The 23,911-nt window shown below is 70.7% G+C and carries 20 protein-coding genes; 11 read left to right on the plus strand and 9 right to left on the minus strand.

The window, feature by feature from the left end; genetic code table 11:
- Window positions 1–40: 40 nt before the first annotated feature.
- The 7 genes from ACFZCP_RS41615 to ACFZCP_RS41645 all read left to right on the plus strand — a co-directional run bounded on the left by ACFZCP_RS41615 (window position 41) and on the right by ACFZCP_RS41645 (window position 10,448).
- Window positions 41–1,033, plus strand: coding sequence for an aldo/keto reductase (locus ACFZCP_RS41615; RefSeq protein WP_391441485.1), 993 nt, complete (start codon window positions 41–43; stop codon window positions 1,031–1,033).
- Window positions 1,034–1,068: 35 nt separating this feature from the next.
- Window positions 1,069–2,196, plus strand: a complete 1,128-nt coding sequence (locus tag ACFZCP_RS41620; RefSeq protein WP_391441488.1) for a serine hydrolase — start codon at window positions 1,069–1,071, stop codon at window positions 2,194–2,196.
- A complete protein-coding gene (locus ACFZCP_RS41625; protein ID WP_391441490.1) occupies window positions 2,193–3,503 on the plus strand; it encodes a condensation domain-containing protein in 1,311 nt (436 codons plus the stop codon). The genes ACFZCP_RS41620 and ACFZCP_RS41625 overlap by 4 nt, the downstream gene beginning before the upstream one ends.
- A gap of 834 nt (window positions 3,504–4,337) precedes the next feature.
- Window positions 4,338–6,131 carry a BTAD domain-containing putative transcriptional regulator gene (locus ACFZCP_RS41630; protein WP_391441493.1) on the plus strand — a complete coding sequence of 598 codons (1,794 nt, stop codon included), beginning with the start codon at window positions 4,338–4,340 and terminating at the stop codon, window positions 6,129–6,131.
- A 333-nt stretch (window positions 6,132–6,464) separates the two neighbouring features.
- A complete protein-coding gene (locus ACFZCP_RS41635) occupies window positions 6,465–6,650 on the plus strand; it encodes a hypothetical protein (protein WP_391441497.1) in 186 nt (61 codons plus the stop codon).
- 22 nt (window positions 6,651–6,672) lie between these two features.
- Window positions 6,673–9,138, plus strand: a complete 2,466-nt coding sequence (locus tag ACFZCP_RS41640; protein ID WP_391441500.1) for a PEP/pyruvate-binding domain-containing protein — start codon at window positions 6,673–6,675, stop codon at window positions 9,136–9,138.
- Between the two features lie 101 nt (window positions 9,139–9,239).
- Window positions 9,240–10,448: an FAD-dependent monooxygenase gene (locus tag ACFZCP_RS41645; RefSeq protein WP_391441503.1), complete on the plus strand. Its 1,209-nt coding sequence runs from the start codon at window positions 9,240–9,242 to the stop codon at window positions 10,446–10,448.
- Window positions 10,449–10,484: 36 nt separating this feature from the next.
- Here the strand turns inward: ACFZCP_RS41645 and ACFZCP_RS41650 are convergent, their stop codons facing one another.
- The 6 genes from ACFZCP_RS41650 to ACFZCP_RS41675 all read right to left on the minus strand — a co-directional run bounded on the left by ACFZCP_RS41650 (window position 10,485) and on the right by ACFZCP_RS41675 (window position 16,614).
- Window positions 10,485–11,474: a zinc-binding dehydrogenase gene (locus tag ACFZCP_RS41650; protein ID WP_391441506.1), complete on the minus strand. Its 990-nt coding sequence runs from the start codon at window positions 11,472–11,474 to the stop codon at window positions 10,485–10,487.
- Between the two features lie 32 nt (window positions 11,475–11,506).
- Window positions 11,507–12,541, minus strand: coding sequence for a methyltransferase (locus tag ACFZCP_RS41655; RefSeq protein WP_391441510.1), 1,035 nt, complete (start codon window positions 12,539–12,541; stop codon window positions 11,507–11,509).
- A gap of 62 nt (window positions 12,542–12,603) precedes the next feature.
- Window positions 12,604–13,056 (minus strand): anthrone oxygenase family protein, encoded by a 453-nt coding sequence (locus ACFZCP_RS41660; protein ID WP_391441516.1) that lies wholly within the window; start codon window positions 13,054–13,056, stop codon window positions 12,604–12,606.
- Window positions 13,056–14,120 carry a 3-oxoacyl-[acyl-carrier-protein] synthase III C-terminal domain-containing protein gene (locus tag ACFZCP_RS41665; RefSeq protein ID WP_391441518.1) on the minus strand — a complete coding sequence of 355 codons (1,065 nt, stop codon included), beginning with the start codon at window positions 14,118–14,120 and terminating at the stop codon, window positions 13,056–13,058. Before ACFZCP_RS41665 ends, ACFZCP_RS41660 begins: the two co-directional genes overlap by 1 nt.
- 55 nt (window positions 14,121–14,175) lie before the next feature.
- Window positions 14,176–15,384, minus strand: coding sequence for a nucleotide disphospho-sugar-binding domain-containing protein (locus ACFZCP_RS41670; protein WP_391441522.1), 1,209 nt, complete (start codon window positions 15,382–15,384; stop codon window positions 14,176–14,178).
- A 12-nt stretch (window positions 15,385–15,396) separates the two neighbouring features.
- On the minus strand, window positions 15,397–16,614 hold the full coding sequence (locus ACFZCP_RS41675; protein WP_391441525.1) for a nucleotide disphospho-sugar-binding domain-containing protein: 1,218 nt from the start codon (window positions 16,612–16,614) through the stop codon (window positions 15,397–15,399).
- Window positions 16,615–16,818: 204 nt separating this feature from the next.
- Here ACFZCP_RS41675 and ACFZCP_RS41680 point away from each other — a divergent pair, with 204 nt between their 5' ends.
- A complete protein-coding gene (locus tag ACFZCP_RS41680) occupies window positions 16,819–17,844 on the plus strand; it encodes an LLM class flavin-dependent oxidoreductase (RefSeq protein WP_391441528.1) in 1,026 nt (341 codons plus the stop codon).
- A gap of 115 nt (window positions 17,845–17,959) precedes the next feature.
- Here ACFZCP_RS41680 and ACFZCP_RS41685 read toward each other — a convergent pair whose 3' ends face one another.
- The 3 genes from ACFZCP_RS41685 to ACFZCP_RS41695 form a co-directional block, all read right to left on the minus strand.
- Entirely contained in the window at window positions 17,960–18,466 is a 507-nt protein-coding gene (locus ACFZCP_RS41685) for a pyridoxamine 5'-phosphate oxidase family protein (protein WP_391441531.1), read from the minus strand.
- 71 nt (window positions 18,467–18,537) lie between these two features.
- Complete coding sequence (locus tag ACFZCP_RS41690; protein ID WP_391441537.1) at window positions 18,538–19,725, minus strand: cytochrome P450; 1,188 nt, start codon at window positions 19,723–19,725, stop codon at window positions 18,538–18,540.
- 24 nt (window positions 19,726–19,749) lie between these two features.
- The gene (locus ACFZCP_RS41695) at window positions 19,750–20,892 is read right to left on the minus strand and encodes a cytochrome P450 (protein WP_391441546.1); all 1,143 of its coding nucleotides are present in this window, start codon (window positions 20,890–20,892) and stop codon (window positions 19,750–19,752) included.
- A 184-nt stretch (window positions 20,893–21,076) separates the two neighbouring features.
- On the opposite strand from ACFZCP_RS41695, the gene ACFZCP_RS41700 reads away from it, so the two are divergent.
- From ACFZCP_RS41700 to ACFZCP_RS41710, 3 genes are read left to right on the plus strand one after another with little or no spacing between them, the layout of a single operon-like run.
- Window positions 21,077–21,409 carry a TcmI family type II polyketide cyclase gene (locus ACFZCP_RS41700; protein WP_391441549.1) on the plus strand — a complete coding sequence of 111 codons (333 nt, stop codon included), beginning with the start codon at window positions 21,077–21,079 and terminating at the stop codon, window positions 21,407–21,409.
- A 34-nt stretch (window positions 21,410–21,443) separates the two neighbouring features.
- The gene (locus ACFZCP_RS41705) at window positions 21,444–22,718 is read left to right on the plus strand and encodes a beta-ketoacyl-ACP synthase II (RefSeq protein WP_391441551.1); all 1,275 of its coding nucleotides are present in this window, start codon (window positions 21,444–21,446) and stop codon (window positions 22,716–22,718) included.
- Window positions 22,718–23,902, plus strand: coding sequence for a beta-ketoacyl synthase N-terminal-like domain-containing protein (locus tag ACFZCP_RS41710; protein ID WP_391441636.1), 1,185 nt, complete (start codon window positions 22,718–22,720; stop codon window positions 23,900–23,902). The genes ACFZCP_RS41705 and ACFZCP_RS41710 overlap by 1 nt, the downstream gene beginning before the upstream one ends.
- The last annotated feature ends 9 nt before the right edge of the window (window positions 23,903–23,911 follow it).

Consider the following 23,911-nt stretch of genomic DNA (forward strand, 5'->3'; position numbering starts at 1 on the left):
GGATCGGTATCCGAGCCGTCCCCGGCATGCTGCATCCACCATGACTGTTCTTCTCCGCGACGACTTGCGGCTCAGCCCCGTCGGCCTCGGCACGACCATGTCGGTCTTCAGCCCGGCTGCCGAACCCGTCAGCCCGCACGAGGCACTCGCGCTCCTGCGGCACGCCGTCGACATCGGTGTCACCTTCCTCGACACCGCCGATGTGTACGGTAACGGCGCGAACGAGGAACTCGTCGGCCAACTGCTGGCCGACCGGCGCGCCGAAGTGACGGTGGCGACGAAGTTCGGCATCACCGGCGATCTCCAGGGGGCCAGGTGCGCCCGCGGCGACCGGTCCTATGTGGCGCGCTGCGCCGAAGCCAGCCTTAGGCGGCTGGGCACCGACACCATCGACCTGTACTACCTGCACCGGGTGGACCCGAACGTGCCGATCGAGGAGACCGTCGGCGCGATGGCCGAACTCGTCACCGCCGGGAAGGTGCGCCACCTGGGTCTGTGCGAAGTCACCGCGGCCCAACTGCGCCGCGCCCACGCCGTCCACCCGATAGCGGCCGTGCAGTCCGAGTGGAGCGTGTGGAGCCGCGACGTCGAGGCCACGGTGGTCCCGGCGGCGGCCGAGCTCGGCGCCGGGTTCGTACCGTACTCGCCGCTCGGCCGCGGCATGCTCGCCGGCACGGTCAGCGAAGGCTCGCTGTCGGCCGACGACCTGCGACGGGCCTTGATGCCGCGCTACAGCGAGGACAACCTCGCGGTGAACGTCTCCGCGACCCGGACCATCGCCTCGGTCGCCGAGGAGACCGGACTGACCCAGGCGCAAGTCAGCCTTGCCTGGCTGAAGGCCAAGGGCCGCAAGTTCGGCCTGCCGGTGGTGCCGATCCCCGGCACCCGGCGACGGCGGTATCTGGCCGACAACCTCGCATCGGCCGGCGCCGTGCTCGGCGAGGACCACATCCGGCGACTGGACGCCGTGGCCGGCGCGGTGGCGGGGGCCCGGTCCCGGGACCCGCACTGGATCTCCGCCGGCAGCGGATGACGGACAGCGCCCTTCGACGGACGGGAGACGAGGAGTTGAACGACACGCAGTCGGCCCCGCTGCACAGCGGCGCTCGTACGGCGCTGACCAGAGCCATGGACGACATGGTCGCCGCCGGGGCCACCGGAGTCCTGGTACGGGTGCACGACCGGCTCGGCGTGTGGACCGCCACGGCGGGCGTCGCCCGACGCGGCCGGCCGGGTCCCGTCCCCGAGGATGCCCGCTTCCGCATCGGCAGCGTCACCAAGACGTTCGTGGCGGCCGTCGTGCTGCTGCTCATGGCCGAGGGCGAGCTGGATCTCGACGATCCAGTCGACCGGTACCTTCCGCGCTTCGGCCTCGATGGCCGCATCACCATACGGATGCTCCTCACCCACGTCAGCGGCCTGTACAGCTACTCGGGGGAGAACGAGCGCGACAGCAAGGCGCAGACCGGGCTCTTCGCCACCAGCGGCGACCTGTACGTACGGCAGCTTGCGACCTCCTACACCCCCGACGAGCTGGTGCGCTTCGCGCTGGACAGGCCCGCCTACTTCGCGCCCGGAGAGGGCTTCGCGTACTCCAACACCAACTACGTCCTGGTCGGACTGCTCATCGAGGAAATCACCGGAGAACCGTACGCACAGCAGGTGGACCGGCGGATCGTGCAGCCGCTGGGCCTGGCCGACACCACCGTGCCGGGGTGCGACATGGCCATCCCCGGCCCGCACGCCCACGGCTACCTCGGCTACCGGCACGACGGGCGGCCGATGGTGGCCGACGTCACGCACTCCAGCCCGTCCTGGTACGGGGCCGCCGGCGAGATCATCTCCAGCGCCCGGGACCTCGACGTGTTTCTCGCCGCGCTGCTCGACGGCCGGCTGCTGCCTCCGCCCGCGCTCGCCGAAGTCACCTCGTTCATCCCGCCACCCCCCAGCCCCGGCGTCAGCCCTGGCCTGTTCCGCCGGGAGTTCGCCCCCGGCCGCACCGGTATCGGCCACTTCGGCAGCGTCCCCGGCTACCTCTGCAACGCCTACAGCACCGTCGACGGTGCGGCCCGGCTCGTAATGTCGGCGACCAAGGGCGCCGTCGACCGATTCGACCCGGCCGCCTTCTCGGCGTTCCTGACCGCCATGGACCGCGCGCTCGTCGCCTGCTTCACGTCGTTGGCTCTGCCGTCGTGACCAAGGACGTGCGGTGGCTCGCCGGCCTGCCCGCACCGCAGGCCCGGTACTGGTTCGGCGAGAAGGAGAGCCCCGGATCGCCGGACGCGATGGACTCCTTCACGTTCCGGATCACCGGCCCGGTCGACGAGGCGGCGCTGCGGGGGGCCCTGCGCACCGTCATCGGCCGGCACACCGCCCTGCGCACCCTCATCACCAGGCAGTCCCACCGGCTCCTCACCACGGTCCTGGAACCTGACGCCGTGGGCGAGGTGCTGGAGATCCGCCACGCCGCGCCGGCTGAGCACGAGCAGGCTCTGCGCGCGTTCGCCCACCGCCCCTTCCACCTGGACCGCGACCTGCCGGTGCGGGCGCTGCTGGTGACCTGCGGCACGACGGACCACGGGCCTTCACACCTCATCGTCTCCGTGCACCACGTCGCGTTCGACGGATGGTCGGCGACGGTGTTCTTCTCCGAACTCGGCGCCGCCTACCGCGCGTTGAGGCACGGCGAACTCCCGCCCGGCGATCCGCCCAGCCACTACGAGCGGATCTGGCGTGCGCAGAGCGAGGCGGAGACGGAACGGGACCGCAGCGACCTGATGGAGTGGGCCCAGGACCTCGTCGGCGTGCCTGACCTGCCGTTGCCGCTGAGCCCCGTGCCCGACTCACCCGGCGCCCTCGGCGAACAGCTGGTCGTCCTGTCGCCCCGCCACACCGGTCTGCTCGAAGTGGCCGCGAGGAACGCGGCCACCACGCCCAACGCCCTTCTGCTCACCGCCTGGGTGAGGGCCTTGCGCGCCCTCACCGGCGGCAGCGACTTTGCCGTCGGGCTGCCGGTCAGCGGGCGCACCTCGCTGGCGAGCATGACCGCGATCGGATGTTTTGTCTCGGTGGTGCCGTTGAGGTTCCGGGCCCCCGCAGACGTCGAGGGCGACGGCGAGCGGGACGTCGAGCGCGACCTGGGGCAAACCGTGGCGGGACTGGCCAAGGCCCTGCGCTTCCAATTCTCTCCGCTGGAAAGGATCGTCGGCGAAGCCGTCGCCCACGACGCACACCGCACACCGTTGTGCCAGGCGGCGTTCGTATCGCAGGAACAGACTGATCTCACCCTGCGCCTCGATGGCGCCGAGAGTGTGTACGTGCCTCGGCTCAAGCCGGAGTCCGCGTTCGAGGTGACGCTGGAGGTGTGGTTCGCCACCAGGACCACGGCGCGGATCAAACACCGCGTCGACGTCCTCGACCAGCGGCGCGCGGCACGCCTCGCCGGCCTGTGGCGCACGGAAGTGGACACGGTTGTGAAGGTGTTTGCCGACTCGCCGCGATGACTCGCCCCCGCCGGTACCACTCCGCCGCCGCGGCGACCAGTCGTGGCCTGCGGCTGTCATCGCGCACCGGGGCGAAATTCCGTTGCCGGACTGCGGCGCCGTGTTCGCCTGCTTCCGGGATCCGCCGCTGACATCAACCGACCCAGGTCACGGGACGGCCGATCGGTGCGCGATGTCAACGATGTCCGGCATACCTCGGTACCACCGATTACGTGACAGGGCTTGATTCATGACGCTCCCGCCTTTCCCGTATATCCCGGAGCCATTCAGTGAAACGAACTCCTCGGGTACGCAACCGGATCTGCACACAAGAAGGCCGATACTGAACCCCAAGGCAATGATCTGGCAAGGAAATGGTGCAGAAATCTGCGAGCCGGCGGGCGGTGCTCGGCTACGAGAAGTACCGAGACTTGCCGGATTGTTCCCGATTCCTCTGACTTAAGCGCACTGTTCGCAACGCACAGGTGACGGGCCGTTGCCCTCCACGGGCCGCCGACCGGCTCGTCGGCCGTCAGGCGCGGGGAAGCTATCGGGCCATATGCGAATAGCGCCTTGTGTGCGTGAGGCACCTAGTTTTTAATGGTGATCGGGAGCAATTATCGAACGTGTATGGCCGAATCACACCGCTGTCCATGACATTTGAACCCGTCATGGATGACTAACAGCGGGAAGCGTGGCAACAGGGGAGATCTGTTCGGTATGTGGCAGTATAAAGATGCGGCGGGTGACCGATGCGTCGCAGATGGCAACGGGAGTGAATCGGACCGTCATCGGGTAAACCGCGGCACCGGAAGAGCGGGCGCGTCATCGTTGATGATTTCGGTGCTCAGTCCCTTGAGTCTCACCATCGGCGGCGTCGACGTCACGCCGACAGCTCCGAAACTGCGGACGATCATCGCCTATCTGGCGCTCCGCAACAATAGGGTGGTGGCGATCGAGTCGCTGATCAGCGAACTCTGGGGGCAGGAGCCGCCGGTGAGCGCCACGGCGACCCTGCAGACGTACATGTACCAGTTGCGGCAGATCCTCACCCAGAACGGCCTCAACGGCAAGGAAATCCTCCTCACCAAGCCGATCGGCTACGAACTGCGGCTCAGGTCGACAGAACTGGACCTGGACATTTTTCGTAACCTGGTGGAGCAGGCCCGGGAGCACCTTCAGGAAGGAGCCGACGAATCCGCACTCGCGATCGTCACCAAGGCACTCGATATGTGCCCGGCGGCACCGCTGCACGATGTGATCGGAGGTGAGATAATTGCTTCCTACATAGGCCAGATCGGTGAATCCGTGCTGCAGGCAGTGGAACTGGGGATCGAGGCCAGGCTGCGGCTCGGATATCATCAGGAACTCGTCGCGGAGCTGAAATTGCTGTGCGCCGAGCACCCGTATCACGAGAACCTGCACGCGAAACTCATGATAAGCCTGCAGAGAATGGGAAGGCGCTCAGATGCGCTGGTCGTCTACCAGATGATCCGGAGGAATCTGCAAGACGAACTCGGCATCGACCCCTCAGCCAGTCTGCAGGAACTCCAGAACAAGATTCTGAGCGCTGACTCCAGCACCGTCAGCGAAATCGAGTCATCGTGGCAGGCGCGGGAGACGATCGCCCCGGCACAACTGCCCGGCAATATCGCGGAATTCACTGGTCGGGCTGCCGAGATAGAGCAGCTGGACCGTATCCTGACGACGAACCAGAACACCCTGGCGCCGACCGTCGTGACCCTGACGGGCAGCCCGGGTACGGGGAAGTCCGCGCTCGCGGTCCGTGTCTGCCACGAAATCAGGGACCGTTTCTGTGACGGCCAGCTCTACGCCGACCTGGGCGGCGGCACCGTCGAGCCGTACCAGGTGCTCGGCCGGTTCCTGCGCGGTGCCGGGTTCAAGGGCGAGGAGATCCCGGCCGACCTCGACGAGCGTTCCCAGCTGTTCCGGAGCTGGACCGGGCAGCACGAGGTCCTCATCCTGCTGGACAACGCGGCCTCCCGCGTCCAGGTACGCCCGCTGCTGACGTCGCGACCGGGCAGTACGGTCCTCATCACCGGAACGCAACTGGCCATCGGCGGCTTAGAGGGGTCGCGGTCGTTCCGGCTGGACGCCCCCGCGCTGGACGAGTGCGTGGCGATCCTGAGCTCGATGGTCGGCGCGGAACGCATGGCGGGCGAGGAGGACGTCGCCCATGACATCGCCCGGCTGTGCGACCAGCTTCCGGTGGCGCTGCGCATCGTGGCCGCAAAACTCGCCACCGGCGCATACACCTCGCTGACGGCAGCCGCCCAGCGGCTGACCGACCCCGAGGCCCGGCTGGAGGAACTTCGCTTCGGGGAATGGGACATCCGCGACACCTACGCCGCCGGGTACCGCCTGCTCGACGGCCAGGGACGCAAGGCCCTGACCATGATGGCGGTCTCCGAGCTCACCTCCATGACGTCGGTGCGGATCGCTGAACTGTGCGGCTGGGACCGCCTCCACGCCGAACGCGTCCTCACCCAGCTGAAAGATCTACGGTTTCTGCGCTCGGTCGCCGCCGGCATCGGACCGGGCAGCTACGTCATGCCTCCGCTGGTCCACTCCTTCATGGACGCCCTGATGAACGGCGAACTCGCCATGATGCGCGCGGTCGGAACCTGAACCGGCGAAAGGATAGTCGCGCCGGGCCCGGAACACGGCACCCAGGAGAAAACTCCCGGCGAAGTCCGTAGGTAATCCACAACAAGGTCCGGGGGCCGACGGAAAGACTGCTGACGAACCGAGCACGCAAGGCGAGGAGCGCAGGGAAACCTATGACGCGGAAACGACCGCAGCTCGGCGGCATCGCAACCGCACTCCTCGCTCTTTGCCGATCGGCGGTTCACAGGCCTTGAGCGCGTTCGACGTCCGCGTGATACCGGCGCTCACGGTCCCCGGCATCTTGATCGGGGCGTTCACGGCGCGAGCACGATTCACTGGCGCAAACTCGATGTGGTGGTGGGCGCCCAATTCGTCGAACTCGCCGCGGCCATGGGACTGATATCGGCTTTCCTGCTCCCGTGCGACGACGCCGGGATCACGCTGTTCGTGATCACCGGCCCGGTCTCGAAGAAGCTCGTCCTTACCGACCATCCCCACAGTCACAGACACGCCAACTCCCGCCCCGCGCGGGACACCTAGCGACGGAAGAGTCACAGAGCCGATGGCCGACCTCATTCAACTCGCCCGACTCCGCTTCGACGACTGGGACCGGGTCGGAAGGAAAGCCGCGGTACTCGGCGAGGCACTCCACGCCGGTTTCCGCGTGCCCGACGGGTTCGCGGTGCCCTGGCAGGTTCTCGCGGACGTACTCGACGGCGCCGGCGACGACCCGCGCGCCGCCGTGCAGCGCATCCGCACCGCCCCCCTGTCATCGGCGCTGCGCAAGGAGCTGTCGGCGGCGCTCGACGCACTCGGCGGCGTGCCCGTCGCGGTCCGGTCGTCCGGAGTCGAGGAGGATCTGGCGGGACGGTCGTTCGCCGGACAATACGACTCGGTACTCAAGGTGGTCGGCGTCGACGCCGTGATCAAGGCGCTCCGGCAGTGCTGGGCCTCGGCGTTCTCCGACCACCTCGCCGCCTACCGCAGCGGCGTGGACACCCCCGCACAGGTCGGCGTCCTCATCCAGGCCATGGTCCCCGCCACCGCGGCGGGCGTGGCCTTCAGCGCGAACCCGGTCACCGGCGACCGCGACGAGACTCTGGTGAGCGCCGTGACAGGTCTCGGCGACCGGCTGATGGCGGGCGAGAGCGACGCCGACGAGTGGTCCGTCCGGGACGGCACGGCCCGACTGGTGTCCGGTCCCGGCAAGGCCCTCACCGCGGCGCAGGCAGGCGAGGTGGCCCAGCTCGCCGACCGGGTCGCCGAGCAGTTCGGCACGCCCCAGGACGTGGAATGGGCGTGCAGCGACGGCACGTTGTGGCTCTTGCAGGCCCGGCCCATCACCACGCTCGCGGACGATCCGGCGCCCCCCGCCGTGGAGGTGCCCCCGGGTTTCCACGTCAGGGACCCAAGGTCCCCGGCCCCGAGGCCGCGCCTGGAGTCCACCGTGTACCTGCCCGTGCTGTCGGCGTCCGCGCGGCGCCTGTTCGCCTTCACCACGAAAGTCGCGCTGACCGCGACGGACATCGGCGGCTGGGTGTACCTCAACTCCGGGCCTGCGGACGCCGGGAGCATGCGGCGCATCGCCGAACAGGTCGCGGAAGGCGAGCCCCTCGCCCTCGTCGAACGCTGGGAGTCCGAGTGGAAACCGGCCTACGCTGTGCGCATCGGGCAGTTACGCCAACGGGACATCCGGGCCCTGCCCGAGCCGGCGCTGGCCGCCCACACCGAGGAGGCCGCCGCGTTCTTCGCGGAATTCCACGACGTCTACTTCCGGCTCGCCGGAGCCGCCATGTTCCTCAGTGCACGACTCGGCATGCTGGCCCACCAGTACCTCGACTGGCCGCCCGGCGACCTCCTGCCCCTGCGCGGCGGGCTGGCCGGCGCACACATGGGCGCCGTCATCGGACTGGGTGACCTGGCCAGGCAGGCCGCCGCCGACCCCGTCCTCCGTGCGGAGCTGGAACGCGACACGGCGGGCGCCCTCGAACGCCTTCACTCGCTCAACCCGCACTTCGCCGAGGCGTTCGAGACGTACCTCGACGAGCACGGCCACCGCAGCCCGGGCTTCGACCTCACCGAGCCGACGTTCGCCGAACGGCCCGCCGTAGTACTCGCCATGGTGACCGCGCAACTCGACGAACACTTCGACCCCGAGGAGCGCCGCGCCGCCCTGGCCCGCCGTGTCCACCCGCTCCGCGCCGAGCTGGAACGCCGGCTCGCCTCCCGGCCGGCCACCGAACGCCAGGCCTTCGCCGCGGCGCTCGCCGCCGCCGAGCTCAGCGCGCCCATCCGCGACGAAAAATCCCATCTGGCTGTCTCCGCCTGGGCGTTGCTGCGCTACGCCGCCCTGGAGATCGGTGGCCGCCTGGCCGCCGCGGGACGGTTGGACCGGCAGGAGGACGTCTTCCACGTCCCGCTCGACCAGGCCCTGGCCGCACTCGGCAACTCGGCCGACCTCCACCAGGAGGTACGGCTCGGCCGGGCACGGCACCAGTGGGCCCTCGCCCATCCCGGGCCGCGCTTCTACGGCACCCCGACCGCCGGACCCGCCCAGGACCCGGACCCGTCCGAACTCCCCGCAGACGTCCGGCACGTGAGGGACGTAGCCAGCTGGACGACCCGCCAGATGCAGATGGCACCGCCGCAGACACCACAGACGGACGGACTCGGCGGGCTCGGCGGGCTCGGCGCCTCCGCCGGCCGGACCACCGGCCTTGCCCGCATCGTCCGCGGCCCGGGCGACTTCGGCCGGGTGCGCAAGGGTGACGTGCTCGTCTGCCCCGAGACCACCGCGCAGTGGGCGGTGCTCTTCCCCAGCCTCGCGGGCCTCGTCGCCGATGGCGGCAGCCTGCTGTCCCATCCGGCGATCCTCGCCCGCGAGTACGGGATCCCGGCAGTGGTCGCCACGGGCAACGCCACCGCCGTCCTGCGCGACGGGGACCTGGTCGAGGTGGACGGAACCGCCGGCACCGTTCGGCTGAACGCCTCCCTCACCGCCCGGCGCACCGAGCAGCGCCATGGCTGATGGCGCAGCCGGGCCCGGCGGCGGGCGGGTGCCGTCACCGAGCGCGTGCAGGAGAGAGAAATCGCCGACCGCGTCGACAGGTTCGACCTCTGGAGGATGAGATGCACGTACTGATAGCCGGTGCCGGCGTGGGAGGGCTGTGCCTCGCGCAGGGGCTGCGCAAACGAGGGATCGGAGTCGTGGTCCTGGAACGGGACGCCGCCCCGGACGCCCGGGCGCAGGGCCTCCGGCTCAAGATAGACGCACACGGCCGGGCCGCGCTCGCGGACTGCCTGGACGAGGACTACTACCAGCTGGTCACCGCGACGGCGAACAAGCCTTACCAGTCCCGCGGCGTGACGCTGGACGAGAACCTCAACGAACTGCACTTCGCCGTCCCCGCCCGGCCCGTGGACGAGGCGACGGCGAGCATCGTCGTCAACCGCCACACGCTCCGCCAGATCCTGATGTCCGAGATGAGCGGACACGTCTTCTTCGACAAGGAATTCGAGCGTTACGAGCTTGTCGACGACCGGGTCGTGGCCTACTGCCGGGACGGCAGCATCTGGTTCGCGGATGTCCTGGTGGGCGCTGACGGGATCAATTCGACGGTGCGCGGCCAACTCGTGCCGGACGCCGAGGTGATCGATACCGGGCTGTGGTCGATCTACGGCCAGTTGATGCTCGACGAACAGAACCGCAAGTGGCTGCCGGACAACGTCTTCGGCGGCTCCCGGCCGGTCCTCGGCCCGCAGGGCCGCACCCTGGCACTCGGGTCCTTCCAGCCCCAGATGCCCATCGACGAGGCGATCGCCCAGTTCGCCCCGCCGGCCGAGGTCACCCCCGTCGACGACTACCTCAAGTGGAACCTCATCGCCCCCGCCGAGCAGTTCGGGGTCGACGCGGCGGAGTTCTTCGGCAGCTCCCCGGAATGGCTGCACGCGAAGGCCCGCGACATGACCGCTCAATGGAGCCCGATCGTGCAGCGGATGCTGGCCGAGTCACTCGCGGCGGTGACCTTCCCCCTGGCGATACAGGCCTGCCGCCCCGGGGCGACCTGGCCGGCCGGCCGGGTCACGCTGCTCGGCGACGCCATCCACGCCACCACCCCCGTGGGCGGGGTCGGCGCCAACGTCGCCCTGCGCGACGCCGCCGCCCTGGCGCGCAACCTCGCCGAGGTCGCGGACTTCCCTGACCTCGTCCAACCGGCCATCGCCCAGTACGAAACCGCCATGCGGGAATACGGCTACCAAGCCGTCAGCGACTCCCTGGCCGGCGCCGAACGCATCCTGCGCAGCAAGCGCCTCCTCGACACCGGACAACCCGGCTGACCACCCCGCACCATCCCCCGGCGCAGACCGGCAGGCTCAAGGGAGCCGGAAGACGAGCTTGCCGGTCGTCGCCCCGGTGAGCATGGCGCGCATACCGCGGCCCACCTCACGGATGTCGAGTACGTCGGCCACCGTGGGCCGCACGCCAGTGGCGACGAGGAATTCCATCAGATCACGGAGGTCCTCGGCCGTTCCCATGCCCGAGCCCAGTACCCGGATCTCCCGGAACACCAGGTTGCGCATGGCATCCGCCGCGCCCTGCGGGAGCGTTCCGCCACCGGCCCGGTAGCCCGCGCAGACTATCGCCCCGTGCGGATGTACGGCGGCCACGTCGTCCAGCCAGCCCATTCCGCTGACGGAGGCGTCCAGTACGGCGTCCACGGGCGCGGGGAGCAGGCGGGAGTCGGTGACGAAGACCTCCGCACCGAGCCCCGACGCCAGCTCCCGGTCGTCCGGTTCCCCGGCGACCCACACGTGCACGCCCGCCGCGCTCGCGAGCACGATCGCCGCCGAGGCGATGGTGCCCAGCCGCCGACGGCCCCGGACCAGCACCGTCTGACCGGGCGCGGCGCCCGCGGTGACGAACAGCATGCGGTACGCGGTCAGCCACGCGGTGGGCAGGCACGCCGCGTCGACGGCCGACAGTTCGGGCGGTTTCGGCAGCGCGTTGCGGCACGGCACCACCGCGAACTCCGCAAAGGTCCCCTCGTGCCGCTCGGAGAGTACGGTGCGCCCCGGGTCCAGACTCTCCGGCCCCGTCCAGCCGGGGGAACCCACGGACGCGTGCACGACCACCTCGGTGCCGTCGTCGAGCACACCGCAGCCGTCGCTGCCGAGGATGACCGGATAGCGCTGCCCGGCGCCCGCACGGCCGCCGAGTACGTTGATCTCCCGCATGTTCAGCGACGTGGTGAGCATCCGGACGACCCTCCACCCCTCGGGCACCGGTTGCCGGTGATAGTCACCGACCACCGCGGCTCGCAGCGGGTCGGCGGAGTCGGGCCGGGAACAGTAGACCGCGAGCATGACGCTTCCAACCCCCCTTCCGTGCCGTGCCCTCAAGCGGCGGGCTTGCGGCCGACGACCAGGGTGTCGGCCGGACCGAGCGGAGCGACCCGCACGTCGCCGCAGCCCGCGGCCCCCAGCCACGCGGTGGCCTCGCCGGCCGTGTACTCGGAGCCCTCCTCGGTGACCAGCAGCATGTTGAGACTCACCAGGACGCGAGCCAGGTCGGTGGGTTCCTCGTCGAGCATCGCGTCATAGATCAGCAACGCGCCACCCGGTCTGACCGCCCCGTACGCCTTGGCGACGAGGAACTTTCGTTGTTCCACCGACCAGTTGTGCAGGACGTGGCCGAGGATCAGCACATCGGCTTCGGGCAACGGATCGGTGAAGAAGTCCCCGGCCCGGAAGTCGGCGCGGTCGGCGACGCCGAGCGCGGTGGCGTGCTCCGCGAACGACTCCGCAAGCTCCGGCAGGTCGAACACCGTGGCGCGCAAGGTGGAATGAAGCCTCAGCAACTGACCCACGAGGTTGCCGCGGCAACCGCCTATGTCGGCGACGTGCCCGTGGGCGGCCCAGTCGAAGGCGCCTGCGAGGTGGCCCGCCACGCGCCCGTTGGCCGAGTCCATCATCCTCAGGTACTGCTCACGCTGACGCGGATCGCCCAGCATGGCCCGGAACGCCTCGGGTCCGGCGCCGGGCGTCTGCGGCTTGCCGGAGACCAAGGCCTCGGCGAGGTGCTGCCACGCCGGGTACAGCATCCGGTCGGCGCGCCGCAGGAACCCGCCGACGTAGTCCGCCCCGCCCGGCACCAAGGCCGCCGTGGCCGCGGCGCTGTTGGCGTAGCGGCCGTCCCGCTGCTCCAGGAGCCCCAACAGGACCAGCCCGTGCAGGAGGTCACGGGCGCCGCGAGGATGCAGCGGCAGCCCTTCCACCAGGTCCTCTCCTGCCGATGGACCGTAACGGTGCAGGTGGGCGAAGACGCCGAGTTCCTCGGCGGCCAGCAGCAGTTTCGCGTGGCAGAACCCGTTCGCCAGGCGTTTGACCGCAGCGGAGGCAGCATCGGGCATGGACTCGGCGAGCTCGGTCATCGTCGAAACCTCACAGTCGGTGGGACACGTACACGTACACGGGTCGTCATCTCGTCAACCCGTCATCGGTGGATCGCCAGGGCGGCGGCGTTGGCCAGCACGGCGCACAGCGCCAGCACGGTGCGCACCAGATGCCAGTGCGCCCAGCGGGCCCGCGGATCGTCCCAGTCAGGGCCGACGCACAGCGGATCGGTGCTCTTGACCGTCCGGTTGATGGGCACGTTGGCCAGCTGGGACACCACACTCACCCCCGCCTGGGCGACGGCGCCGGCCGTGAACAGGACGACGCGGCCACCGTCGTCGGCCAGGACTGCCAGGGCGATGTCGACCCCGGTGGAGCAGATCACCAGCGGCGGCATGACATGGTCGTAGTACTGTCCGACGAGCCGGTGCACGCGGATGTACTGGTCCGCAGGCAGCCCCCGGAACGCGGGCACGACCCCCAGGGCCACCGCGACCAGCACGCCGGCCAGCACTCCGCTGGCGGCCAGCACGAACGCGCTCAGGACGGCCATCACAGACTCTCCTCCACCCACGTGCCCGGAGCGTTCTCGGGCGTCTCCCAGTCCGGGATCCGCAGCATCTCCAGGACGGCACAGCCGAAGTTCATGCCGACCCCCGCGCCGGACAGGACCACGCGGTCGCCGGCCCGCACCGCTCGCGTCTCCACGAGGTGGGTGAAGGCAGCCGCCTGATCGCCCGCGCCCATGTGGCCGACCTGGCGGCCCCATTCCCAGGTGGTGCGGTCCAGGTCGAGGTCGCTGTTCCACCACCGGCCGTTGGGGAACACGTACCGGGCCACCTCGTCGGCCTTGACCTCCGCCTCGGCCAGCGCCTGCTTCAAGGCGCGCTGTTGCCCCGCGGTGAGCGCCGCCACGACAGCATCGCCGGTGGCCCCCGTCGCCAGGTACTCCCGGGTCCGCGCACGCAGGTCGACCGGTACGGTGCGGCCTGCGCGGGGCTCGCCCCAAGGACTGGTGCCCCGGTACGCGCCCTCGTGCGTGGAGTCACCGGACAACACGGTGGACAGCAGCCGGGCGACCGCCGTCGTGCCCGCACCCTCGCCCCGGGACAGGACCATCGCTGCGGCGCCGTCGCCCCGCGGCAGGCCGTTGTCGGACCGGTAGCGGTCGAACTCCGGGAGGCCGTACCGGTCCGCCGTGGTGACCAGCGCCGCCCTGGACTCAGAGCGTGCCGCCAGCCAGGACGCGGCCAGGTCGAGGGCGGCCAGGCCGCCGTTGGAGGCCTGCCGGATGTCCAGGGCCGTCGCGCTTCCGGCGACCGTACGCGCCTGGATGTACGACGCGGGGACCCAGTGGTCCCGCCCCTGGAAACCGACGCTCGCGTGCGCGACGAGGGCAAAGTCGCCCGTAGGGACGGCAGACCGTTCCACGGCCAGCCGGGCCGCCGCCACCGCCATGTCCGGCGGGTGGACGTCGTCCGCGACCCGGACGGCGTGGTACTCGTCCCGGGCCGCCTCCGCCGCGTCGTAGCGGCCTTCGGCGACCGCGTCCCAGACGTCTTCCCGGCGCCCGAGCCACGCCGCGCTGGCACTGACGTAGATGTCCTTCCACCACATGGCTCGCTGCCTTTCGTACCGAGGACTCACTGCGGATGGTTCGGCGGTACGCCCGTCAGGGGCGGGCAGGGCCGTCCACCGGGACGAGCTGCTCGATGTGGCGGGCGACATCGCCGGGGGCGGGCATGTCGAGGTGTTCGGCGTACAGGAGATCGGCGGCTTTGCGGTGGTCGGGCAGATCGGTGAGGAAGGCGTCCACGGTGACGCGCAGTGCGGCGGCGTCGAGGCCCTGGGTGGAATGGTGCCGTCCGGCGCCGGTCTTCTCGATCTGCCGGGCGTTGACGGCGGCGTCGGGAGCCCACGGCATGATGAGTTGGGGGGTGGCGGTGGTCATGGCGGTCATGGTGGTGCCCGCTCCGCCTTGGTGGATGATGGCGTCGCAGGAGGGCAGGAGAAGGTGCAGGGCGACGGGGCCGATGTGGGTGACGTTGCCGGGCAAGTCGGTGTAGAGGTGCCGCTGGGCGTCGCTGGTGGCGATCACGATCTCGACGTCGTGTCCGGCGAGGGCGCGGACGACGTGGGGGCCGAGGATGCCGTCGTGCCAGCCCAGGTCGAAGAGCGAGCCGCCCCAGGTGACGGCGATCCGTGGCCGGGCGGGTGGCGTGCGCAGGTGGGTGGGCAGCACGGCAGGGCCGTTGTAGGGCACGTACCGCATCGGTCGGCGCACCACGTCGTCGTGGGAGATCTGCAGCGACGGCGGGGACGGATCCAGCGTCACATCGCCGAACGACTTTGCCACGTCCTGGCCGAGCTGCCCGCCGAGCTGGTCGAACATGTCTGGGTTGCGCTGCACGATGGAGGCGGCGAAGTCGGTGGCCCACAACAGGCGTACCGCGGGCACGCCCAGATCGCGAGCGAGGCCGGGGCCGAGGTAGGCCATCGGCTCGTACACGACGACATCGGGCTTCCAGTGCTCGGCGAACCGGTAGGTGTCGACCGCCATCGCCGCCGCGCTCTCGGCGGGCGCCGCCGTCCAGGCGATGTCCCGCAGTCCGCGCTCGGCTGCCGAGGCATACCCCGCCTCGCCCTCGTCGCTGTCGTCCAGGCTCGCCGGGCGCTGCCTTCCGGGCACGATGACGCGGTTCTTCAGGTCGATGTCCTCGCCGACCGGCAGCGCGGGCAGCCCGGCCTCGGTGATGACCTCGGCGAACGAAGGTTGGCTGGCGACCATGACCTCGTGGCCCGCGGCGCGCAGCGCCCAGGCGAACGGCACCATGGGGTAGTAGTGCGACCTCCAGGCCCAGGTGATGAACAACGCACGCATCAGTCTGCCTCCTCAAGCCCCCAGGGCAGCCGGCGAGCACCGCCCGGCAGCCAGCTCTTCAAGCCGGGCGACCGCCTCGGCCGGTGCGGGTTGGCCCCGCATCTCCTCGCGCAGCGCCTGCGCACGGCTGCGGTACGCGGCACCCGTGAGGACCGCGTCGAGCCGCTTGGCCGTCTCGGCCTCGCCGAACTCTTCGGGCCGCAGCACGTCCCCGGCTCCCGCCGCCAGCACCCGCTCCGCCTGGAATATCTGGTCCGGAATCTGCGGGAGGACCAGTTGCGGCACTCCGTGCACCGCGGCCGTCAGGGCGGTGCCGTTGCCGCCCTGGTGGATGATCGCGGCGCATTCGGGCAGCACCAGGTGCAGTGCGAGCGAGTCCACCACCCGCACCTGTTCCGGGACGTCCCCGAGACGGTCCGCGTCCTTGCCGACCAGGGCCATCACGACATCGACGTCCATCCCCGCCAGCGCCTTGACGAGCCGCGCCGGCATGAACGTGTCCGGTCCCGTGATACGGCTGGTCGAGGTCCCCCACGTCACGCAGACCCGGGGCCGCGCGGGCGGTGTTCGCAACCAACGCGGAAGCGCCGCAGGGCCGTTGTAGGGGACATAGCGCATGGCGATACGGCGCACGTCTGCGGGGATCTGCAGGCTCGGCGGGCACGGGTCGACGGTCGCGTGCCCGAGGATGTCCACCTCGCCCACCCCCAGCCGCCCGGCCATCGCCCTGATCAGATCCGGGACGATGTTCCGGGCCTGGTAGGTGACGTCGATGCCGTGCACGTGCCGGACCGCGGGCACCCCGAGCCCCGCCGCGACGAGCGGGCCCGCGTACGTGGTCGGGTCGTACACCACCAGGTCGGGCCGCCAGGCACGGGCGAACACGGCGAGGTCGTCCAGCATCGCATCGGAGTACGCCGCGAAGGTCCCGAACACCTGCTGCACCCGGCGCAGCCGCTCGGGCGGCCAGTTCGCCATGGAGGACCCGGCGGTCGGCACCCGGGGAACATCGGAGAACGTCATCCCCGCCATCTGCCGGCGCCGCACCTCGCCGTGGTCCAGATCCGGGCCGACGGGCACGGCGGTCGCGCCCGAGTCGTTGATCACTCCGGTCAGCGCCGGCTGGCTCGCGACGCGGACCTCGTGGCCCGCCGCCTGGAGCGCCCAGACCAGCGGTGCGAGCGGCATGTAGTGCGAGGCCCAGGCCCAACTGGCGAACAGCACGCGCACGGCAGCACCTTCCTCTGATCGGGCCCTTCCCTGGGCCGTGTCGACCCGAGGCCTGATCCTGCGGCCCGCTGCTCGGGGATCGTTCGCGCCGCGGTGAAGCGCGCCTGGAACGGACGCGGCGCCGCCCTGCCGCATCGACCACGGCTCCGCCCGTCCTCCAGCGCGCGCGGTGAGGATGCCGGCACCCGATCAAGGAGTTCAGCCATGGAGCTGGGAGTCTTCCTGTCCCACGAGACCGCCTGCGACGTAGCGGAGGAGGCCGAGCGGCTGGGATACGGCATGGCCCTCGTACCGGAGGGGTTCCGCTCGGATGCTCCCACGGTGCTGGGTGCCGTGGCGGCGCGCACGCGGCGGATCGCACTGGCGTCAGGAGTGATGCAGGTGCCTGCCCGCACCCCCGTGCTGACCGCGCTCACCGCGGCCACGCTCGACAGCGTGTCCGGCGGGCGGTTCCGGCTCGGTCTCGGGGTGTCCAACCCCGATGTGTCCCTGGGCTGGTACGGCGTCCCGTTCCCCGAGCCGCTGAGTCGCCTGCGCGAGTACGTGACGGTGGTACGGATGGCGCTGCGCGGCGAGCCGGTCCGCCATCGAGGCCGCCACTATCAGCTGCCGCCCGACGGGACCGACGAGGCGGCCCACCTTGTCGCCGCGCCCGTCCGGGCCGACCTTCCCCTCTATCTGGCCGGCGTCCGCCCCGGCAGTCTGCGACTCGCCGCCGAGCTCGCGGACGGCTGGGTCGGCGTCTTCAGTTCGCCCAGGCGCATCGCAGAATCCCTGGAGCTTGTGCGCAAGGTGCGGGGCACTCTGGACGGTTTCGAGGTCGTGCCCTCGGTCCCGGTCGCCATCGCCGACGACCCGGAACAGGCCGCCGACACCCTGCGCGGCTACTACGCGAACTTCATCGGCCTCGCCAGCAAGGAACGCGGTGTCTACTTCGCTCTCGCCACCGAGATGGGCTTCGGTGAAGCCGCCGAGGAGATCCACGCCCGCTGCGCGGCGGGCGACCGGGCGGGCGCGGCCAAGGCCGTTCCCTTCGCCTTCATGGACCGCACCGCCCTGATCGGCCCGGTGGCCCGCATCGCGCCACGGATCGCCGAGTACGCTGCGGCAGGCGTCACGACGCTGGGGCTGACCGTGCTCAGCCGCACACTGGCGGGGCAGCTTGCGGTGGTGCGGGGGGCGGCGGAGGCGATGGCGGGCGTGGAGGCCGTGGGCAGCGGCCTGGGCTGAACTGCGGGCGCGGGGACGGGCCTGGTGACGGCCCGGGGCGACGAGGCAGCGGCGGGTGCGTGCGGGGGAGTCGCAGGGCGCTCCTGCGCACCCGCGGCACGGGACGTCCGCGCGGTCAGGCGAGCCAGACGCAGTCGTTCATGATGACGCGGTCCCGCATCTCCCCGAAGTTCCGCCAGGCCTGGACGCGGCGCGGCGTCAGGCACACGCTCACGGTGTCTGGCACGCGGCCGGGATCAAGCGGGAGACGGGCGTGGCGAGCCCGGACCGGGGCTGGGGCGTCAGCCGGATCGGTCAGTTCCACGGTGCCGTCGATCAGCACCACGTCGGTCGCCGAACCGAACGCTGCCCGGACCCTGGCGTTGGCCGCCAGGTTGCGGCCGGTGCGGCCCGACCGCCGGGTGAGCATGGTGATCACACCGCCGTCGAAGACGTAGGAGAGCGGGACCACGTGCGGGCGGGGCCCCTCGCTGGCAAGCCAGAGGTGCCGTTCCTCCGCCAGCAGCCGCTCGGTGTCGGCGCGGCGTTGCGCGATCGACCTCGGTGCGGGAAGACCGGTGGCGCCGGGGGGACCGGCCGGAGCGTGCCGCGCTGCCGGGGAGGTTGCTTCGGACGGGGACATAGGACCTCCGCTGTGTTGGCCGGCCGAGCCGGGGGCACCGTCCCGGCCGGGATGGGGTGACGGCCGGGGCGCTACCAGGTCACGGGAATCTCGGTGAATCCCTCCAGCAACGCTCCCTCCTGCCTCTTCAACTCCTCGGCCGGTACCGCCAGCCGCAGGTTCGGGAAACGGGTCAGCAGAGCCTGTGTGGCGATGCGGAGCTCCGCTCGGGCGAGAGAGGCGCCGATGCAGAAGTGGGGGCCGAGGCTGAAGGTGAGGTGAGGGTTGTCGGAGCGGGTGATGTCGAAGGTCCGGGGATCGAAGAAGCGGTCAGGGTCCTGGTTGGCGCAGTCAGCTGCAGGGATGATGCTCGTGCCCTTCTCGATCACGCAGTCTTCGAGCTCGATGTCGTCGGTCGCGTACCGCAGCATCGACACGGAGGAGCCGACGAGCTTCCAGCGCAGCAGCTCCTCGATCGCGTTCGGCAGGAGCGCCGGATCCGCACGCAGCAGCCGCAGCTGTTCGGGGTGGCTGAGCAGCATGGCGACGCCGCCGCCGAGTTGCGTCGCGGTCGTCTCGTAACCGACGAGGAGGAGGAGCCGGCACCACCACTGCAGTTCGTACTCGCTCAGCCGCCCCTCGTCGTCATGGGCCCGGATCATCGCACTGACCAGGTCGTCGCCGGGGTGCGCGCGGCGGTGGGAGATGTGCTCGGCGATGTAGCGGCTCATCTCCGTCATCGCCGCCCGGATCTCCTCGCGCGGGAAGTGGCTGATGGACAGGAACGCCGACGTCCAGTGCCGAAACAGCGCCACGTCCTCGTCGGGGACGCCGAGCAGGCTGCAGATGACGCGCACCGGCAGGGGGAAGGCGAGCGCCTCGTTGAGGTCGACAGGGCCGCCCGAGCGTTCCATCGCGTCGAGGAGTTCGTCGGTCACGGCATGGATCCGCGGTTCCAGCCGCTGTACCCGGGCTGCGCTGAACGCCGAGGCGACCAGGTTGCGCACCCGCGTGTGCTCGGGCGGGTCCGGGTTGATGCGCGGGTCCTGGAACATGCTGTTGTGCCGGCTGATGCGGGCCGCGTCCGGCCGGTCCAGATTGCGGCTGAGGCGGTCGTCGGTGAGCACCTGCCGCACGTCCTGGTACCGCGTCAGCAGGACGGCCTCGTCGCCGCTCGGCAGTACGACGGGCACCAGCGGCTTGTCGTGGATCCCGGCGAGGCGTTCCGGGATGCCCAGCGCCGTGGGGCGCGGGAAGGGATAGGGGCAGCGTTCAGCCATGGCAGGGCCTTTCCGGGTACGGGCTCACCAGGTCACGGGGACTTCTTGGAAGCCCTGGGTGAAGGCGTCCTCGACGCGCACCAGGCGGTCCGCCGGCACGCCGAGCCGCAGGTTCGGGAAGCGGTGCAGCAAGGAGGCAAGGGCCACCTGCAGTTCGGCCCGGGCGAGCGCGGCGCCGACGCAGAAATGCCGGCCGACGCTGAAGGTCAGTTGCGGTGCGTCCCCGGAGCGGGTGACGTCGAAGCGGGCGGGGCAGCCGAAGGCGGACGGGTCGTGGTTGGCGACCTCCAGGGCGGTGATGATGCTGGAGCCGCGCGGGACGGTGACACCGCCGACCTCGATGTCGTCGGTGACGTACCGCAGCATCGACAGGGAGGTGCCCACCACCTGGCAGCGCAGCAGTTCCTCGACGGCGCCGGGCAGCAGCCCCGGGTCCTGGGTGAGCTTGGCGAGCTGGTCGGGGTGGGCCGTCAGCATGACCACCGCGCTGCACAGCTGGTTCGCGCTGGTCTCGTACCCGGCCAGCAGCAGCATCGTGGACCACCAGTGCAGCTCGGTGGCGTCCAGGCGGCCGTCTTGCTCGTCGTGGACCTCGATCAGTGCGCTGATCAGGTCGTCGCCCGGGGTGGCGCGTTTTCGTTCGATGAGGTCCGTCATGTAGTCCCACGGAGGTGTCTGCTTCAGCGCGAACTGCTCACGCTCGTCGGCCGGCACGCCCAGCAGTTCGCAGATGACCTGGATGCTGAGCGGGAACGCGAAAGCCGTGGCGAAGTCCACGGGCCGGGGCCCCGCCTCCATCACGTCGAGCAGTCCGTCGGCCAGTTCCTGGATCCGCGGCCGCAGCCGCTCCACCCGGGACGCTGTGAACGCCTTGGAGATCAGGGACCGCATCCGGGTGTGCGCGGGCGGATCCATGGACACTTGGCTCTGGAAGGCCTTGACCTTACGGGTCGTCATTCTGGCGATGCCGGGCCGGTTCCTGTTCTTGCTGACCCGGGGGTCGGTCAGCAGCGCCCGGATGTCCTCGTACCGGGTGATGAGCAGCGCCTCGTCACCGCTCGGCAGAACGACGGTGACGACGGGGTCGTCGTGGAGCCCCGCGAACTCCTTCGGCTGTTCGGACGCGGACGGCCACGCGAACGGATATGCAAGGGTCCTGCCGGTCACGGGACGTCCCTCCGACGCAACGATAAGTCGGCTTCACCCTGGGCCGGTGGCCTAGGGAGCCGGTCAAGTGCCGCTCGTACCACCGCCGTCGCTCCAAGGACACCAACTTCGCTGGACCGAGAGTCGACTAACGCCCCCAAAGGTGGGCTGATCCTCGCGGAGGAACCAGGAAAGGACCGTTGGCATGCCACATCGGACGCTCATCGTCGCCCGGCTGGAGCCCGTTCACCGGCAGCGGGTGGCAGACCTGTTCGCCAGCTCCGACACCACCGACCTCCCCCATGACGTAGGCGTCAGCCGCCGCACGCTCTTCGGCTTCCACGACCTGTACTTTCACCTGATCGAGGCGGACCGCGACATCCGCCCCGGTCTGGAAAAGGCGCGATCGACCAAGGGGTTCCAGGACCTCAACTCCGAACTGGCCCAACTGGTACGACCGTACGACCCGGGCTGGCGCGAGCCACGCGACGCGATGGCGCAGTCCTTCTACGAGTGGTCGGCCGGAGGGTCGTCGTGAGGGCTGACCGCCACGTGGGGATCGGGATGTCGTGATGGGCGGACGCAAGGCGGTCATCACCGGCCTCGGGGTCGTCTCGCCGGGTGCCCTGGGCGTCAGCGCGTACTGGGATCTGCTGACGGCGGGCCGTACCACGACCCGGCCGATCTCCCTGTTCGACGCCTCCGGGTTCCGCTCCCGAGTCGCGGCCGAGTGCGACTTCGACCCGGTCGCCGCCGGGCTGGACCCCGACCGGGCCGCCCGCCTTGACCGGGTGACGCAGTTTGCGCTGGTCGCCGCGCGCGAGGCGATGGCCGACAGCGGCCTCGTGCCTGGAGAGCCGGCACCCGAGCGGGTCGGCGTCGTCGTCGGGAGCGCCGTCGGCTGCACCATGCGGCTGGAGGAGAACTACCTCCGGGTGAGCGACCACGGCCGCTTGTGGCAGGTCGACCAGCGCCAGGCCGTACCCGAGCTCTACGACTACCTCGTGCCCAGCTCGATCGCCGCCGAGGTGGCGCTGGAGCATGGCGCCCAGGGCCAGGTCGAGTGCGTGTCCACCGGCTGCACGTCGGGCCTGGACGCGGTGGGAACGGCAGCACAGCTCATCGAGGACGGCATCGCGGACGTCGTGATCGCGGGCGCCTCGGAGGCCCCCCTCTCGCCGATCACCTCGGCCTGCTTCGACGCCATCAAGGCCACCACCGCCCGCAACGACGATCCGGAGCACGCCTCCCGCCCCTTCGACCGCACCCGCGACGGGTTCGTGCTGGGGGAGGGCGCGGCCGTGCTGATCCTGGAGGAGGCGGGGGCCGCCCGGCGCCGCGGCGCGCACGTGTACGGCAGCGTGCTCGGCTTCGCCCACCGCAGCAACGCGTACCACATGACGGGGCTGCGGCCGGACGGCCGGGAGCTCGGCGAGGCCATCCGGGTGGCGCTCGACCTGGCCCACGTGGACCCGGCCGATGTGGGCTACGTCAATGCCCACGGGTCCGGAACCCGGCAGAACGACCGGCACGAGACGGCAGCCTTCAAGCGCAGCCTGGGCGCGCACGCCTACAAGGTGCCGGTGAGCTCCATCAAGTCGATGATCGGGCACTCCCTGGGCGCCATCGGGGCGTTGGAGGCCGCAGCGTGCGCGCTCGTCCTGGAACACCAGGTGGTGCCGCCCACGGCCAACCTCACGGAGCCGGAGCCCGAGTGCGACCTGGACTACGTGCCGCGGGTGGCACGTGAACACCCCACCGACGTGGTCCTCAGCGTCGGCAGCGGATTCGGCGGCTTCCAGACCGCGCTGGTACTGGGCCGCCCCGAAGCGGCGGAGGCTGCGTGATGCGACCCTGTGCGGTGACCGGGATCGGCGTGGTCGCGCCCAACGGCATCGGCCACGAGGCCTACTGGGAACAGCTGTTGAACGGCAAGAGCGGCATCGAGCCCGTCCCGGACGGCGTGGCCGGCGTGGTCTCCGGCTTCGAGGCGGCGCAGTACATGCCCGCGCAGCTGATCGTACGGACCGACCGGTGGACGCAGTTGGGCCTTGCCGCAACCGCCCTGGCCCTCAAGGACTCCGCTACCGATCTGGCTGCCGTCCCCGAGTACGAGATCGGAGTGGTCACCGGCAGCTCCTCCGGCGGCAACGAGTTCGGCCAGCGGGAGATCGGGAAGCTGTGGACCGCAGGCCCCGCCGGCGTCAGCGCCTACCAGTCCATCGCCTGGTTCTACGCGGCGACCACCGGCCAGGTGTCGATCCGCCACGGAGCGCGGGGCCCCTGCCGCGTCGTGGTGACCGAACAGGCTTCCGGGCTCGACGCGTTGGCGCAAGCGGGGCGGGTGCTGCAGCGAGGCGCGCGGGTGGTGCTCGCCGGCGGTACGGAGGCCCCGCTGTCCCCGTACGCCCTGGCCTGCCAGCGGGTAGACGGCCGCATTTCCCCCCACACGGACCCCGAGCGGGCGTTCCGCCCCTTCGACCGGCACGCCGACGGGCACGTCCCCGGCGAGGGCGGGGCCATGTTCGTCGTCGAGGACAGCCCCTCAACCGGCCGCCGGCCCTACGGATACCTCGCGGGCCACGCGGCGACCTTCGACCCCAGGCCCGGCAGCGGCGGTCGGCCGGGACTGCGCCGGGCGATCGAACTCGCCCTGGAGCGGGCGGCGTTGACCCCTGCGGACATCGACGCGGTCTTCGCCGACGGCGCCGCCGTGCCCGAACTCGACCAGCGGGAGGCGGCGGCGATCGAGGCGGTCTTCGGCCCGTACGGCGTCCCCGTCACCGTGCCGAAGACCATGGTCGGCCGGCTGTACGCCGGAGGCGGCGCCCTCGACATCGCCACCGCGCTGCTGGCCCTGCGCGACTGCGTCATCCCGCCCACGACCGGGACCCCCGACCTGCCCGAGCACTACCGGATCGAGCTCGTGCTGGACCGGCCGCGCCCCGCCGCCCTGCGGGCCGTGCTGGTCCTGGCACGCGGCCGCGGGGGCCACAACTCGGCCGTCGTGCTCACCGGCGAACTGCGATGAGTGGAGGAA

Origin of the sequence: Streptomyces sp. NPDC007971, from assembly GCF_042958635.1 — a bacterium.
Classification (GTDB): domain Bacteria; phylum Actinomycetota; class Actinomycetes; order Streptomycetales; family Streptomycetaceae; genus Streptomyces.